Raw genomic sequence first — 14,163 nt, 5'->3', positions numbered from 1 at the left:
CCCGCCCGGGGCCCGTCGGCCGGGCCGGAAATCCCGGCTCCCGTCGTCCACGCCGCGGCTCCCGTGCGGCGGCCCCGCACCGCGTCCCCTACAGCAGAAGGGAAGTGATGGTCAGTGAGCACCGCCACCGGCATCCGGCAGGGAGTCGGCGAGAGCGTTCTGCGGCCCGACGGCCGGCTGAAGGTCCAGGGGGCCTTCGCGTACGCGTCCGATCTGCACGACGACGCGATGGTGTGGGGCGCGACCTTGCGCAGCCCGCACCCCTGCGCGCGGATCGTTCGGCTCGACACCACCGCCGCTCTCCGGCTGCCGGGCGTGGTCGCGGTGCTCACGCACGAGGACGTGCCGGGACAGCCGCTGTACGGGATGAAGGTCGCCGACCAGCCGGTGCTGGCCGCCGACCGGGTGCGCTACCAGGGTGAGCCGGTGGCGCTGGTCGCGGCCGACCACCCGGAGACCGCCCGCCGCGCGCTGCGGCTGATCGACGTCGGTTACGAGGTGCTCGAACCACTGACCGACCCCGAGCGGGCGCTCGGCGGCGGGGGCCCGCTGGTGCACGAGCGGCGGGCCGACGGGAAGTCCGGCAATGTCGTACGGCATGTCCGGATACGGCACGGTGACATGGCCGGGGCCCGGCGGCTCGCCGATGTGGTGGTCTCGGGGACGTACCAGGTCGGTATGCAGGACCAGGCGTTCCTGGGCCCCGAGTCGGGCCTGGCGATACCCGCGGACGACGGCGGTGTCGATGTCTATGTATCGACCCAGTGGCTGCACGACGACCAGCACCAGATGTGCGCGGCGCTCGGGCTGCCGCCGGAGAAGGTGCGGCTGACGCTCTCCGGCGTCGGCGGGGCCTTCGGCGGACGCGAGGACGTCTCGGTGCAGATCCACGCGGCGATGCTCGCACTGCACACCGGCCGTCCGGTGAAGATGAGTTACAACCGCGAGGAGTCGTTCTACGGGCATGTGCACCGCCACCCGGCCCGGATGCGCTTCGAGCACGGCGCGACGCGCGACGGGAAGCTCGTGTACGTCAGGGCGCGGCTGCTCTTCGACGGCGGTGCCTACACCTCCACATCCCAGGTGGTCATAGCCAACGGCTCGTACTTCGCGGCGGGCGCCTACGACGTTCCGCACGCCGAGATCGACGGCTACTGCGTCTACACCAACAACCCTCCGTGCGGGGCGATGCGCGGCTTCGGGGCGGTGCAGTCGTGTTACGGCGTGGAGTCCAACCTCGACCGGCTGGCACGTGAACTCACCATGGACCCGGTGGAGTTGCGTATCCGCAATGCCATGACGACGGGGTCGGTGCTGCCGACCGGGCAGGCGGTGGACGGTCCCGCGCCTGCCGCCGAACTCCTGGAGCGGCTGCGCGCCCGTCCGCTGCCGCCCGCCGGTGAGGGCGCGTTCGCCCGGCCGGGCGGGCTGAACAACACCACACACGGTGAGGGCGTCAGGCGCGGGGTCGGCTATGCCATCGGGGTCAAGGCCATCGGCTTCTCCGGCGGGGTCGACGACCGCTCGGTGGCCCGGGTCCGGCTCGCCCTGGTCAACGGGGATCCGGTGGCCGAGATCCACACCGCCGCCGCCGAGTGCGGCCAGGGCATCGTGACCGTTCAGGCGCAGATCGCCAGGACCGAGCTGGGCGTCGAGCGGGTGGTGGTTCTGCCCGCCGACACCCTGGTGGGCGACGCGGGTTCGTCGTCGGCGTCCCGGATCAGCTGGATGAGCGGCGGCGCGGTGCAGGGCGCCTGCAAGGCCGTACGGGAGGAGCTGACCGCGCGCGGGGACGGGCCGTTGGAGGCGCTGCTCGCGGACGGGCCCGTCGAGGCCGAGTACCAGTACCGCCACCGCCGCACGTTTCCCATCGACCCCGAACGCGGCCAGGGCGACGCCCACATCGCCTTCGCGTTCGCCGCCCACCGCGCGGTCGTGGACGTCGACACCGAACTCGGACTGGTGAAGGTGGTCGAGCTGGCCACCAGCCAGGATGTCGGCAAGGCGATGAACCCCCTCGCCGTCGAGGGGCAGATCGAGGGCGGCAGCGCCCAGGGCCTCGGGCTCGCGCTCATGGAGGAACTCCACATCCAGGACGGCACGGTGCGTAATCCGTCCTTCACCGACTATCTGATCCCGACGATCGCGGACATGCCGTCGGTCCCCATCGACCTGCTCGAACTGCCCCACCCCGACTCGCCGTACGGGCTGAACGGGGTGGGCGAGCCACCGACCCTGTCGTCGACCCCGGCCATCGCCAACGCGTTGCGCGACGCTACCGGCCTCGCCCTGACCAGGGTGCCGGTGCGCCCCGGCGACCTGATCCACAGCGGCCCCACCGACAGCGGCCCCGCCCTCAGTGGCCCCGCCGACAGCGGCCTCACCGACAGCGAAGGGAGGTGATGCGGGCCCGCCCCCGGGTCCCCCGACGGTTCTGCACGCACCGCGTACGTACCACCAGAACCAGCAGGGAAGGAACAGCACCTTGATCATCGACACTCATATGCATCCCACGAACGTCGTGGACCAGGCGTGGCGGCACGACGGCGAGCCGTTCACCGGCGAGCGGACCCTGGCCATGATGGACGGCCCGTACCTGATCAACGGCAAACCCCGCCGGATCGACTACGGCTGCATCATGCCCCCGCCCGGCAACAGCGTCTGGCAGGACGGGATGCGGGGCGGCCGCGAGGGCATCCGCGACTACATGGCGTACATCACCGAGCTGGTGACGACGTACCCCGACCGCTTCATCGGGAACTTCATGTACAACCCGCGCTTCGGGCCGGAGAACGGCGCCAAGGAGCTGGAGTTCCACGTCAAGGAGTACGGCTACAAGATGCTCAAGCTGCATGCCAACATGCATGCCTACCGGCCCGACCGGGCGCTCGACTGGCTCCGCCCGGTGCTGCGGGTCTGTGACGAGCTGGGTGTCCTGGTCCTGATCCACACCGGCGACGGGCCGTACTCGATCCCGACGCAGTTCTACCCGATCATCCGCGAGTTCCCGAACGTCAACTTCATCCTCGGGCACTTCGGTGTGCAGACCGGCGGCGTCTACTGCTTCGAGGCGCTCTACATGATCCTCGACTCGCCCAATGTGTACGGCGAGTCGGGGTGGCTGCTCCAGTCGCGGATCGTGGAGTTCGCCCAGCAGATGGAGAAGCACCAGCTGGTCTTCGGTACGGACTCGCCGCCCAACGAACCGGGCATGTGGGCCCGTGAGCTGGAGGTCCTCTGCGGCCCGCCGCCGCAGGGCATGAACCTCTCCGAGGAGCATCTGGAGGGGTATCTCGGCAACAACGTGGCGAAGCTGCTGGGTCTGAAGCCCACTCCCCCGCCGCGCGACCAGGAGGAGGCGCAGCTGCGCCTCACGGACACCTACGCGTCGTTGGACGCGGCCGGTTCGTCGCGCGTCTGAGGGCAGCGGCCCCACCCACGGGCCGGCCCCCTCCTCGCGGGAGCGGGCCGGCCCTCCTCCGCCCGTCAACCACGGACGCACATCCACCACGGGCACGGTGTCCCGGCGCCCCCGGTACGGAAGCAGGTGCCGCCATGCGGCGCATCGGTCATCTCGTCCCCTCCCCCTCCATCGGCGTCGAGCGCTGGTCGGGCCAGATCTGCCGCTCCGTCTCCATCGAGGCCGCCCATCCGGTCGCCCGCACCGCCCTGCCCGACGTGCTGTACGGTCCTGCGATCGCGCCCTCGCAGTCCGCTGAACTCACCCGCTCGGCCGCGCTGCTGGCCGACGCGGGCGCCGACGCCGTGGTCTGGAGCGGCAGTTCGAGCGATCTGCACGGCGCGGCGCACGGGCGGGCGGTGGCGCGCCGGATCGAGGAGGTGGCAGGCGTCCCCGCGTCGACCGTCACGCTGGGCCAGCTCGATCTGCTCGCCCGCCGGGGGCTGGCCTCGCTGGCGCTGGTGTCACCGGGCTCCGAACAGGCCGCGGGGCGGCTCGCCGACACGTATCTGGCGGCCGGATTCCGGGTGGTCTCGGTGACCGCGCTCGGGCTTCCCACGGCGCGGGAGGCCGCAGGGCTGGCGGTGTCGCGGGTACGCAGACTGCTGGCGGGGGCCGACTCTCCGGACGCCGAGTGCCTGGTGGTGACGGGTACGGAGCTGCCGGTCGCGCCCGTGGCCGCGCTGCTGGAACGGGAGCTGGGCAAGCCGGTGTACGACGGTGCCCGGGTGGCGATCAGGACCGGGCTCGATCTGCTGGGCCTGACGGTCGGCGCTCCCGAGTGGGGCGAGCTGTTCTCGGTCGAGCAGCACGCGGGGATCTGCTGTGACCACTGAGCCGTTGTCGGCGGCGCCCCCGGCATCCCAGGACCTGCGGGACTTCCTCGCCCGGTACACGGCCGACCACCCCGACGACGTGCTCACCGTCGACGACCGGATCGAAGGCGAGGACGTGGCCGCGCTCGTCCTGGAGCTGGCGGCGCGCGGCCGGGACGAGCTGGTGGTCTGCCGGAACGTCGCGGGGCTCGGTACCCCCCTGGTCACCAATGTGTTCGCATCGCGCCGCCGTATCGCCCGCCTGCTCGGCACCGGGACGGCCGGGCTGCACCGCGCGTACCAGGCGGCGTCGGCCCGCCGCTGCGAGCCCCGGGTGGTGCGGGAGGGCCCGGTGCTCGACGTGGTGGCGGAACCGGACCTCGGCGTCCTCCCGATGATCCGGCACTTCGCCTCGGACCGGGGCCCGTACATCACGAACGGCATCATCGCGGTGGAGGCACCCCCGTACGCCGAGGGCCGCTCGGGCAATCTCAGCTACCACCGCGCGATGGTGCACGACCCGGGCGAACTGGCCACCAGCCTCCACTCGCGCGGCCATCTGTGGCAGCTGCTGCGGCTGGCGCAGGAGCACGGCGAACGGCTCCCGGTGGCCATGGTCGTCGGCTCGCACCCGCTGTTCATGCTGGCGGCGTCCGCCCGGGTGGGCGCGGACACCGACGAACGGTGCGTGGCGGGCGGCCTGTTCGGGGCACCCCTGGACGTGGTGCGCACCCCGAAGTACGGGATACGTGTTCCGGCGAGCGCCGAGACGGTCCTTGAGGGGTTCATCGATCCGGACCGCCGTGCCGACGAGGGGCCCTTCGGTGAGTTCTCCGGATACTCGTCGGACCGCTCGACCCACAACGTGCTGACCGTCGAGACGGTCCTGCGGCGCCGGGACGCGCTGCTGCTGGACGTGGTGGGCGGCAGCACGGCCGAGCACCTCAACCTGGCGCGGGTGCCGCGCGAGTCGGAGATGGCGCAGAAACTGATGGAGCGCTTCCCCGAGGTGACGGCGCTGCACTATCCGACCTCGGGCACGCACTTCCACGCGTATGTGGCGATGCGCCCCAGCCGTCCCGGCCAGGCCCGGCAGATCATGCTGGGGCTGCTCGGCTGGGACCCGTACCTCAAGACGGTCGTCGCGGTCGACCAGGACGTCGACATCACGCAGGACTCGCAGGTGCTGTGGGCGATGGCCACCCATCTCCAGCCGCACCGGGACGTCTTCCAGGTCGGCGGTCTGCCCGGCAGCCCCCTAGACCCGTCGTCCACGGCGGACGGCACGACGTCCCGGATGGCCCTGGACGCGACGCGCGGCCCGGACTTCGACGGGGTACGGATCGAGATCGCCCCCGGACGCGCGGAGGCCGCGCGCCGTCTGCTCGACGGTCGCGCGGCCCCCTGATCGATACAGGCGGTCAGGCGCCCATCATGTGCACGCCGCCGTCGACGTGGATGATCTCGCCGGTCGTCTTCGGGAAGAAGTCCGAGAGCAGGGCGACAATGCCGCGGCCGGCCGGCTCGGGGTCGGCCATGTCCCAGGCGAGCGGGGAGCGGGTGTTCCAGACGTCCGCCAGTTCCCCGAAGCCCGGGATGGACTTCGCGGCCATCGAGCCGATGGGGCCGGCGGAGATCAGGTTGCAGCGGATGTCCTGCTGGCCCAGGTCACGGGCGAGGTAGCGGGATGTCGCCTCCAGCGCGGCCTTGGCCGGGCCCATCCAGTCGTACTGCGGCCAGGCGTACTGGGCGTCGAAGGTGAGGCCGACGACCGAGCCGCCCTCGCTCATCAGCGGCAGACAGGCCATGGCCAGCGACTTCAGCGAGAAGGCCGAGACGTGCATGGCCGTGGCGACCGACTCGAACGGGGTGTTGAGGAAGTTGCCGCCGAGCGCGTCCTGCGGCGCGAAGCCGATGGAGTGCACGACCCCGTCGAGCGAGCCGAGCTCGTCGCGGACCAGGCCCGCGAGCCGGTCGAGGTGCTCGGTGCTGGTGACATCCAGCTCGATGACCTTGGCGGGCTTGGGCAGCTTCTTGGCGATGCGCTCGGTGAGGGTGGGCCGCGGGAAGGCGGTCAGGATGACCTCGGCGCCCTGCTCCTGGGCCACCTTGGCGGCGTGGAAGGCGATGGAGGACTCCATCAGCACACCCGTGATGAGGATGCGCTTGCCGTCGAGAATTCCGCTCATGTGATCAGTGACCCATGCCCAATCCGCCGTCAACGGGGATGACGGCTCCAGTGATGTACGACGCGTCGTCGGAGGCGAGGAACCGCACCGTGGCGGCGATCTCCTCCGGCTGGGCGTACCGGCCGAGCGGCACCTGCGAGACGATGCCCGCACGCTGCTCGTCGGTGAGCACCTTGGTCATGTCGGTGTCGACGAAACCGGGTGCGACTACGTTGAAAGTGATGTTGCGGGAGCCCAGCTCACGGGCGAGGGAGCGCGCGAAGCCCACCAGGCCGGCCTTGGACGCGGCGTAGTTCGCCTGTCCGGCGGAGCCGAGCAGACCGACCACGGACGAGATGAGGACGACGCGGCCCTTCTTGGCGCGCAGCATCGCACGGTTGGCCCGCTTCACGACCCGGAAGGTACCGGTGAGGTTGGTGTCGAGTACGGCGGTGAAGTCGTCCTCGGACATCCGCATCAGCAACTGGTCCTTGGTGACACCGGCGTTGGCCACTAGCACCTCCACGGGACCGTGCTTCTCCTCGATCTCCTTGTAGGCCTGCTCCACCTGCTCGGTGTCGGTGATGTCGCACTTGACGGCCAGGAACCCCTGTTCGGCAAGCGCTGCCGGCTCGCCGGAGCGGTACGTGATCGCGACCTTGTCGCCTGCGTCTGCGAAAGCGCGGGCGATGGCAAGGCCGATGCCCCGGTTTCCTCCGGTGACGAGAACCGAGCGGCTCAACGGATCACCCTTTCGATAGCTGTGTGGTACTCACGCAAACTATCGGTCCTGCCCCACTTCGGAGGAATCGGCCTCCGACAGCGCCGCGTGGCGGTCCCTGTCGGGTCCCTACAGAAAGCATCTGGCAGCAGGGCGCGTCCGCGCGACATGATGCGAGCGACCGGTCGTGACGACAGGAGACCTCGTGCCACATTCGATCGACGCAGCCTTCACGGCTCTGCCGCTGCGCGCCCTGGCCGACGCGGCGCTCGCCCGCGCCCGCGCGCTCGGCGCCGACCACGCCGACTTCCGCTTCGAGCGGGTCCGCAGCGCGACCTGGCGGCTGCGGGACGCCAGGCCCGCGGGCTCCACGGACACCACGGATCTCGGGTACGCCGTACGGGTCGTGCACGGGGGGAGCTGGGGGTTCGCCTCCGGTGTCGATCTGTCGATGGACGCGGCGGCGCGGGTGGCCGGGCAGGCCGTAGCGATGGCGAAGCTCTCCGCCAAGGTCATCAGGGCGGCCGGATCGGAAGAGAGAGTGGAGCTGGCGGACGAGCCGGTGCACCCGGACCGGACCTGGATCTCCTCGTACGAGACCGACCCCTTCTCGGTACCCGCCGACGAGAAGACCGGGCTGCTGGCCGACTGGTCGGCGCGGCTGCTGCGGGCGGACGGCGTCGCCCATGCGGACGCCTCGCTGATGACCGTGCTCGAGAACAAGTTCTACGCGGACACCGCGGGCACCGTCACCACCCAGCAGCGGGTCAGGCTCCATCCGCAGCTCACCGCGGTGGCGGTGGACGCGGACACCGGTGAGTTCGACTCGATGCGCACCCTCGCGCCGCCGGCCGGGCGCGGCTGGGAGTACCTGACCGGCACGGGCTGGGACTGGGACGCCGAGCTGGAGCGGATCCCGGAGCTGCTCGCCGGGAAGATGCGGGCGCCGAGTGTCGAGGCGGGGGCGTACGACCTGGTGGTGGACCCGTCCAACCTCTGGCTCACCATCCATGAGTCGGTCGGGCACGCCACCGAGCTGGACCGGGCGCTGGGGTACGAGGCGGCGTACGCCGGGACCTCATTCGCCACGTTCGACCAGCTCGGCACGTTGGCGTACGGCTCCCCCGTGATGAACGTGACGGGCGACAGGACCGCCGAACACGGCCTGGCCACGGTCGGTTTCGACGACGAGGGGGTGGAGGCGCAGTCCTGGGATCTGATCAAGGACGGCACGCTGGTCGGGTACCAGCTGGACCGCAGGATCGCGAAGCTGACGGGACTCGGCCGGTCCAACGGGTGTGCGTACGCGGATTCGCCGGGGCATGTGCCGGTGCAGCGGATGGCCAATGTGTCGCTCGAGCCGGATCCGGGCGGGCTCTCCACGGAGGACCTGATCGGGGGCGTCGAGCGGGGGATCTACGTGGTGGGCGACCGGTCGTGGTCGATCGACATGCAGCGCTACAACTTCCAGTTCACCCAGCAAAGGGCATATCGCATCAAGAACGGACAACTCGCCGGGCAGCTGCGGGACGTCGCCTACCAGGCGACGACCACGGACTTCTGGGGCTCGATGGAGAAGGTCGGCGGCCCGCAGACGTACGTACTGGGCGGCGCCTTCAACTGCGGCAAGGCCCAGCCGGGCCAGGTCGCATCGGTCTCGCACGGCTGCCCGTCCGCCCTCTTCCGGGGCGTGAACATCCTCAACACCACGCAGGAGGCCGGGCGATGACCCCCTCGAACCGCACCAGCAGGCCGCACGAGATCGTCGAGCGGGCCCTCGCCCTGTCCACCGCGGACGGCTGCGCCGTCATCGCCGACGAGCGTTCGAGCGCCAATCTGCGCTGGGCCGGGAACGCGCTGACGACCAACGGTGTGACCCGCGGCCGGACCCTGACCGTCATCGCGACGGTAGACGGCAAGGAGGGCACCGCATCCGGTGTCGTCTCCCGGTCGGCGGTGACCGCGGCCGATCTCGAACCGCTGGTCCGGGCCGCCGAGGCGGCCGCCCGCAACGGCTCCCCCGCCGAGGACGCCCGGCCGCTGGTCACCGGGGTGCCCGAATCCGCCGGCTTCACGTCAGCGCCCGCCGAGACCACGTCGGCGGTCTTCGACGCCTTCGCACCGGCGCTGGGCGAGTCCTTCGCCCGCGCGCGCTCCGGCGGGCGCGAGCTGTACGGCTTCGCCAGCCATGAGATGACCTCCAGCTACCTCGGTACGTCCACCGGTCTGCGGCTGCGCCACGACCAGCCGAACGGCACGCTGGAGCTGAACGCCAAGTCCCCCGACCGGTCCCGTTCCGCCTGGGCGGGCCGGGCCACGCGGGACTTCGCCGACGTCGACCCGGCCGCGCTTGACGCCGAACTGGCGCGGCGGCTGCGCTGGGCCGAGCGCAGGGTGGCGCTGCCCGCCGGGCGCTACGAGACGCTGCTGCCGCCGACCGCGGTGGCCGATCTGCTGATCTACCAGTTCTGGTCGTCCGCCGCCCGGGACGCGGCGGAGGGCCGTACGGTCTTCTCCCGGCCCGGTGGCGGGACCCGGCTCGGTGACCGGCTCTCCCCGCTTCCGATGACCCTGCGCAGCGATCCGGCCGAGCCGGGTCTGGAGTCGGCGCCCTTCGTCCTCGCGCACTCCTCCGGCGACGACTCGTCGGTCTTCGACAACGGCCTGCCGCTCTCCCGTACGGACTGGGTGCGCGACGGCCGGCTGGAGAACCTGGTCACCACCCGGCACAGCGCGGAGCTGACCGGCCTCCCGGTGGCGCCCCCCATCAGCAATCTGATCCTGGAGGGCGGCGGGGAGCGCTCGCTCGACGAGATGGTGGCCGCGTCGGGGCACGACGGACCCGCCCTGCTGCTGACCTGCCTCTGGTACATCAGGGAGGTCGACCCGGCCACCCTGCTGCTGACCGGGCTGACCAGGGACGGCGTCTACCTGGTGGAGAACGGCGAGGTCACCGGCGAGGTGAACAACTTCCGCTTCAACGAGTCGCCGGTCGATCTGCTCTCCCGGGCCACCGAGGCCGGGCGTACGGAGCGGACGCTGCCGCGCGAGTGGGGCGACTGGTTCACCCGCGCCGCGATGCCCGCCCTGCGCATCCCGGATTTCAATATGAGTTCCGTCAGCCAGGGCGTATAACCTCTGGGACGTACTTCCAGCCGCACCGAAGGAGACGCGAGACCCGTGACGGACATCGTCGACGAGCTGAAGTGGCGGGGGCTCTTCGCCCTCTCCACTGACGAGGACGCATTGCGCAAGACGCTCGCGGACGGTCCCGTCACGTTCTATTGCGGCTTCGACCCGACGGCGGCGAGCCTGCATGTGGGCCACCTCGTACAGGTCCTCACCGTCCGCAGGCTCCAGCAGGCCGGGCACCGGCCGCTGGCGCTGGTGGGCGGGGCCACCGGCCAGATCGGTGACCCGCGGCCGACCGCCGAGCGGACGCTGAACGACCCGGAGACCATCGCCAACTGGGTGGGCCGGCTGCGCTCGCAGATCGAGCCGTTCCTCTCGTTCGAGGGGGAGAACGCGGCGGTGATGGTCAACAACCTGGACTGGACCGCGGGCCTGTCCGCGATCGAGTTCCTGCGGGACATCGGCAAGCACTTCCGGGTGAACAAGATGCTCACCAAGGAGTCGGTCGCCCGCCGCCTGGAGTCCGAACAGGGCATCAGCTACACGGAGTTCAGCTACCAGCTGCTCCAGGGAATGGACTTCCTGGAGCTGTACCGGCGGTACGGCTGCACGCTCCAGCAGGGCGGCAGCGACCAGTGGGGCAATCTCACGGCGGGGATCGACCTGATCCACCGCCTGGAGCCGGACGCGTCCGTGCACGCGCTGGGCACCCCGCTGATGGTCAAGGCGGACGGCACCAAGTTCGGCAAGTCCGAGAGCGGGGCCGTCTGGCTGGACGCGGAGATGACCACGCCGTACGCGTTCTACCAGTTCTGGCTGAATGTGGACGACCGCGACGTCTCCACGTACAACCGCATCCTCAGCTTCAAGAGCCGCGCGGAGCTGGAGGAGCTGGAGCAGCTGACCGGGGATCGGCCGCAGGCGCGGGCCGCCCAGCGCTCGCTGGCCGAAGAGCTGACGACACTGGTGCACGGCGCGGACCAGTGCGCGGCGGTGGTCGCGGCGTCCAGGGCGCTCTTCGGACAGGGCGAGCTGACGGAGCTGGACGAGGCGACGCTGAGCGCGGCGCTCTCCGAGCTGCCGCACACCAAGGTCGACAAGCTCGTTCCGGTCGTGGAGCTGCTCGCCGACACGGGTCTTGTGCCGAGCAGGTCGGCGGCCCGCCGGGCCGTCAAGGAGGGCGGGGCGTACGTGAACAACGTGAAGGTCACCAGCGAGGACGCGGTGCCGGCGGCCGGGGATCTGCTGCACGGGCGGTGGCTGGTGCTGCGCCGCGGCAAGAAGAACCTGGCGGCGGTCGAGGTCACGGGCGCTTAGTACATACGTGAGGGGGCGGCCGGTGCGGAACCGGCCGCCCTCACGCGTGCGTGGCGTCAGGTGGTGTGTCTGCTGCCCCGGACCGAGGTCCAGAGCTTGTCCCCCACGCCGACGATGATCACGGCGCCGATCAGCTGGAGCAGATGCCTGATCCAGTCGATGCCCCGGGTGTCGTTGACCCCCAGCCCGGTGGCCACCCAGTTGCCCAGCACACTGCCCAGGATACCGAAGATCACGGTCAGCCACAGCGGGATCTGCTGCTTGCCCGGGATGATCGCCTTCGCGATCAGGCCGAGCACCAGCCCCACGATGATGGCCCACAACCAATTCATGTCGCCTCCTGATGCGGCTGCTGGATACGCACGGGCCTCAGTTTCGGCCCACCCTCCATACGGCGCATGTCGGACACCGCCATACGTGCCCCGGCGGCCTCGGTACGGGCGGCACGGACGCGCCCCGCTCTTATGGGCGGCCGGGCGTCGGCGTAACGTGGTGCCGTCCGGTCCGGGGAGAGTCCGGCGCAGGAATCGGGTGGTGGAGCGTGATGCGGAAGCAGAGCAGCGGTGAGGTCTTCCGGATCACGGGTGCCCGTACCGGCCTTGAGGAAGACGTACGCGGCCGGCAGCGCCGGTACATCATCTCGATGACGGTGCGCACCGTCGCGGTCATCCTGACGGCGGCCCTCTGGAACGTGACACGGCCGGTGGCGATCGGGACGCTGGTGCTGGGCGCCCTCCTTCCGTACGTCGCCGTGGTGATCGCGAACGCGGGCCGCGAGAACGCTCCGGGGCTCCCCACGACGTTCGTTCCCGCGCCGTTCCGCCCGCCGCTGGAACCGTCTTCCGTGGTTCCGGGGACGGAACCGGCCGACGAGGCGCCCACCACGGAGCGTGAGCAGCGGGCGGCGGAACAGGGCTGAGGCGAGGCCGAATTCCTGCGGGTGTCAAAGCTCAAGAAAAGCTCAGATCAATCATGTAGTTACGGTGCCGCACTCCGATGGGCCCGTGACATACTTTGGAGGCGCTCCGCATCCCCCGTCGGAGCGACGGACCGACGCCGGGCAGCTCCCCCCGTGGCTGCTCGGCGTCGTTTTTTCCGGCACCTCTCTCCGGCACCTCGCCCGTCCGTAACGGCGATGCTTTGGCCTAGGGTTGAGGTGTGAACTCCCCCGATTCGACTGGTTCCGCCCCGGTCCCGCCCGCCGCAGTCACACCCGCCCCGGTCTGCTCGGCCAAGGGGTGCCGGGCCGACGCCGTGTGGGTGCTGGCGTGGAACAACCCGAAACTGCACACCCCGGAGCGCCGGAAGACGTGGCTGGCCTGTGCGGAACACCGGGAGCACTTGTCGCAGTTCCTGGGGGTGCGCGGCTTCCTCAAGGACGTGGTGGCCCTGGCCGAGTGGGAGCAGCGAGCCCAGGCCGACGAGACACCGGCCGACGAGACGGGGGGCGAACAGGCCCGGGCCCAGGGCGGATAAACACAGGGCCGTCAGCCGCCGATCGCCGACATGGGCCGGTTGGGCTGGAGGAACGACGGGTCGTCCAGACCGGATCCGGCCTTCTTTCCCCACATCGCCAGCTTCCAGCGCCGGGCGATCTCCTCGTCCGGCTCCCCGGAGCGGAGCGCGGCCCGCAGGTCGGACTCCTCCTGGGCGAACAGGCAGGTGCGCACCTGTCCGTCCGCGGTGAGCCGGGTGCGGTCGCAGGCGGCACAGAACGGGCGGGTGACCGAGGCGATGACGCCGACCCGGTGCGGACCGCCGTCGACCACCCAGCGCTCGGCGGGCGCCGAACCGCGCTCGTCGCTGCCCTCCTCGGTCAGCGTGAAGCGGGTGCGCAGCGACTGGAGGATGTCACCCGCCGTGATCATGCCGTCGCGCTTCCAGCCGTGCTGGGCGTCGAGCGGCATCTGCTCGATGAAGCGCAGCTCGTACCCGTGCTCCACGGCCCAGGCGAGCAGGTCGGGCGCCTCGTCGTCGTTGAGTCCCGGCATCAGCACGGTGTTGACCTTGACCGGGGTGAGCCCGGCGGCGCTGGCGGCTGCCATACCGTCCAGCACGTCGCGGTGCCGGTCCCGGCGGGTGAGGGTCTTGAAGACGTCCGGGCGCAGGGTGTCGAGCGAGACGTTGACCCGGTCGAGGCCGGCGGCCGCCAGGGCCTGGGCGGTGCGCTTGAGGCCGATGCCGTTGGTGGTCAGGGACATCCGGGGGCGCGGCTCCAGGGCCGCGACACGCTCGACGATGCCGACGAGACCGGGGCGCAGCAGCGGCTCACCGCCGGTGAAGCGGACCTCGGTGATGCCGAGGCAGGTCACTGCGATGCCGATCAGGCGGACGATTTCGTCGTCCGTGAGCAGATCGGGCTTGGCAAGCCACTGCAGGCCCTCTTCCGGCATGCAGTAGGTGCAGCGCAGATTGCAGCGGTCGGTGAGTGACACTCGCAGGTCAGTGGCCACTCGGCCAAAGGTGTCGATAAGCACGGTGGGCCCCCTCCCCGATAGCGGAAATGCGTACGGACCCGAGCCTACGCGACACGGGTGACAGTGACACTGG

Annotated in this window: 13 protein-coding genes; 9 read left to right on the top strand and 4 right to left on the bottom strand. The window is 70.7% G+C overall.

Features of this window, described 5'->3' with window-relative positions; genetic code table 11:
- Window positions 1-114 precede the first annotated feature (114 nt).
- From OG452_RS28255 to OG452_RS28240, 4 genes are all read left to right on the top strand, one after another.
- The gene (locus OG452_RS28255) at window positions 115-2,403 is read left to right on the top strand and encodes a molybdopterin cofactor-binding domain-containing protein (RefSeq protein WP_327298384.1); all 2,289 of its coding nucleotides are present in this window, start codon (window positions 115-117) and stop codon (window positions 2,401-2,403) included.
- Between the two features lie 82 nt (window positions 2,404-2,485).
- A complete protein-coding gene (locus OG452_RS28250; protein WP_327298383.1) occupies window positions 2,486-3,421 on the top strand; it encodes an amidohydrolase family protein in 936 nt (311 codons plus the stop codon).
- Between the two features lie 134 nt (window positions 3,422-3,555).
- Window positions 3,556-4,296: a hypothetical protein gene (locus OG452_RS28245; RefSeq protein WP_327298382.1), complete on the top strand. Its 741-nt coding sequence runs from the start codon at window positions 3,556-3,558 to the stop codon at window positions 4,294-4,296.
- Window positions 4,286-5,683 carry a UbiD family decarboxylase gene (locus OG452_RS28240; protein ID WP_327298381.1) on the top strand — a complete coding sequence of 466 codons (1,398 nt, stop codon included), beginning with the start codon at window positions 4,286-4,288 and terminating at the stop codon, window positions 5,681-5,683. The genes OG452_RS28245 and OG452_RS28240 overlap by 11 nt, the downstream gene beginning before the upstream one ends.
- A gap of 13 nt (window positions 5,684-5,696) precedes the next feature.
- Here OG452_RS28240 and fabI read toward each other — a convergent pair whose 3' ends face one another.
- On the bottom strand, window positions 5,697-6,464 hold the full coding sequence (gene fabI / locus OG452_RS28235; RefSeq protein WP_327298380.1) for an enoyl-ACP reductase FabI: 768 nt from the start codon (window positions 6,462-6,464) through the stop codon (window positions 5,697-5,699).
- A gap of 4 nt (window positions 6,465-6,468) precedes the next feature.
- On the bottom strand, window positions 6,469-7,185 hold the full coding sequence (fabG, locus tag OG452_RS28230) for a 3-oxoacyl-[acyl-carrier-protein] reductase (protein WP_266858342.1): 717 nt from the start codon (window positions 7,183-7,185) through the stop codon (window positions 6,469-6,471).
- A gap of 184 nt (window positions 7,186-7,369) precedes the next feature.
- Between fabG and OG452_RS28225 the strand changes: the two genes are divergently transcribed.
- The 3 genes from OG452_RS28225 to tyrS are packed head-to-tail and all read left to right on the top strand — an operon-like array spanning window position 7,370 to window position 11,613.
- Window positions 7,370-8,893, top strand: coding sequence for a TldD/PmbA family protein (locus OG452_RS28225; protein WP_327298379.1), 1,524 nt, complete (start codon window positions 7,370-7,372; stop codon window positions 8,891-8,893).
- Window positions 8,890-10,299, top strand: a complete 1,410-nt coding sequence (locus OG452_RS28220; protein WP_327298378.1) for a metallopeptidase TldD-related protein — start codon at window positions 8,890-8,892, stop codon at window positions 10,297-10,299. The genes OG452_RS28225 and OG452_RS28220 overlap by 4 nt, the downstream gene beginning before the upstream one ends.
- A gap of 45 nt (window positions 10,300-10,344) precedes the next feature.
- A complete protein-coding gene (tyrS, locus tag OG452_RS28215; RefSeq protein WP_327298377.1) occupies window positions 10,345-11,613 on the top strand; it encodes a tyrosine--tRNA ligase in 1,269 nt (422 codons plus the stop codon).
- Between the two features lie 56 nt (window positions 11,614-11,669).
- Here tyrS and OG452_RS28210 read toward each other — a convergent pair whose 3' ends face one another.
- On the bottom strand, window positions 11,670-11,945 hold the full coding sequence (locus tag OG452_RS28210) for a GlsB/YeaQ/YmgE family stress response membrane protein (RefSeq protein WP_327298376.1): 276 nt from the start codon (window positions 11,943-11,945) through the stop codon (window positions 11,670-11,672).
- 212 nt (window positions 11,946-12,157) lie between these two features.
- Between OG452_RS28210 and OG452_RS28205 the strand changes: the two genes are divergently transcribed.
- Together OG452_RS28205 and OG452_RS28200 are read left to right on the top strand one after the other, a co-directional pair.
- Complete coding sequence (locus OG452_RS28205) at window positions 12,158-12,532, top strand: DUF3099 domain-containing protein (RefSeq protein WP_327298375.1); 375 nt, start codon at window positions 12,158-12,160, stop codon at window positions 12,530-12,532.
- Between the two features lie 239 nt (window positions 12,533-12,771).
- The gene (locus OG452_RS28200; RefSeq protein WP_327298374.1) at window positions 12,772-13,089 is read left to right on the top strand and encodes a hypothetical protein; all 318 of its coding nucleotides are present in this window, start codon (window positions 12,772-12,774) and stop codon (window positions 13,087-13,089) included.
- 11 nt (window positions 13,090-13,100) lie between these two features.
- On the opposite strand, the gene moaA is transcribed toward OG452_RS28200, so the two are convergent.
- Window positions 13,101-14,090 (bottom strand): GTP 3',8-cyclase MoaA, encoded by a 990-nt coding sequence (gene moaA, locus OG452_RS28195; RefSeq protein ID WP_327298373.1) that lies wholly within the window; start codon window positions 14,088-14,090, stop codon window positions 13,101-13,103.
- Window positions 14,091-14,163 lie beyond the last annotated feature (73 nt).

Source organism: Streptomyces sp. NBC_01197, from assembly GCF_036010505.1.
Classification (GTDB): domain Bacteria; phylum Actinomycetota; class Actinomycetes; order Streptomycetales; family Streptomycetaceae; genus Streptomyces.
The sequence above is the reverse complement of the archived record's forward strand: the minus strand, read 5'-3'. Positions and strand labels throughout refer to the sequence as shown.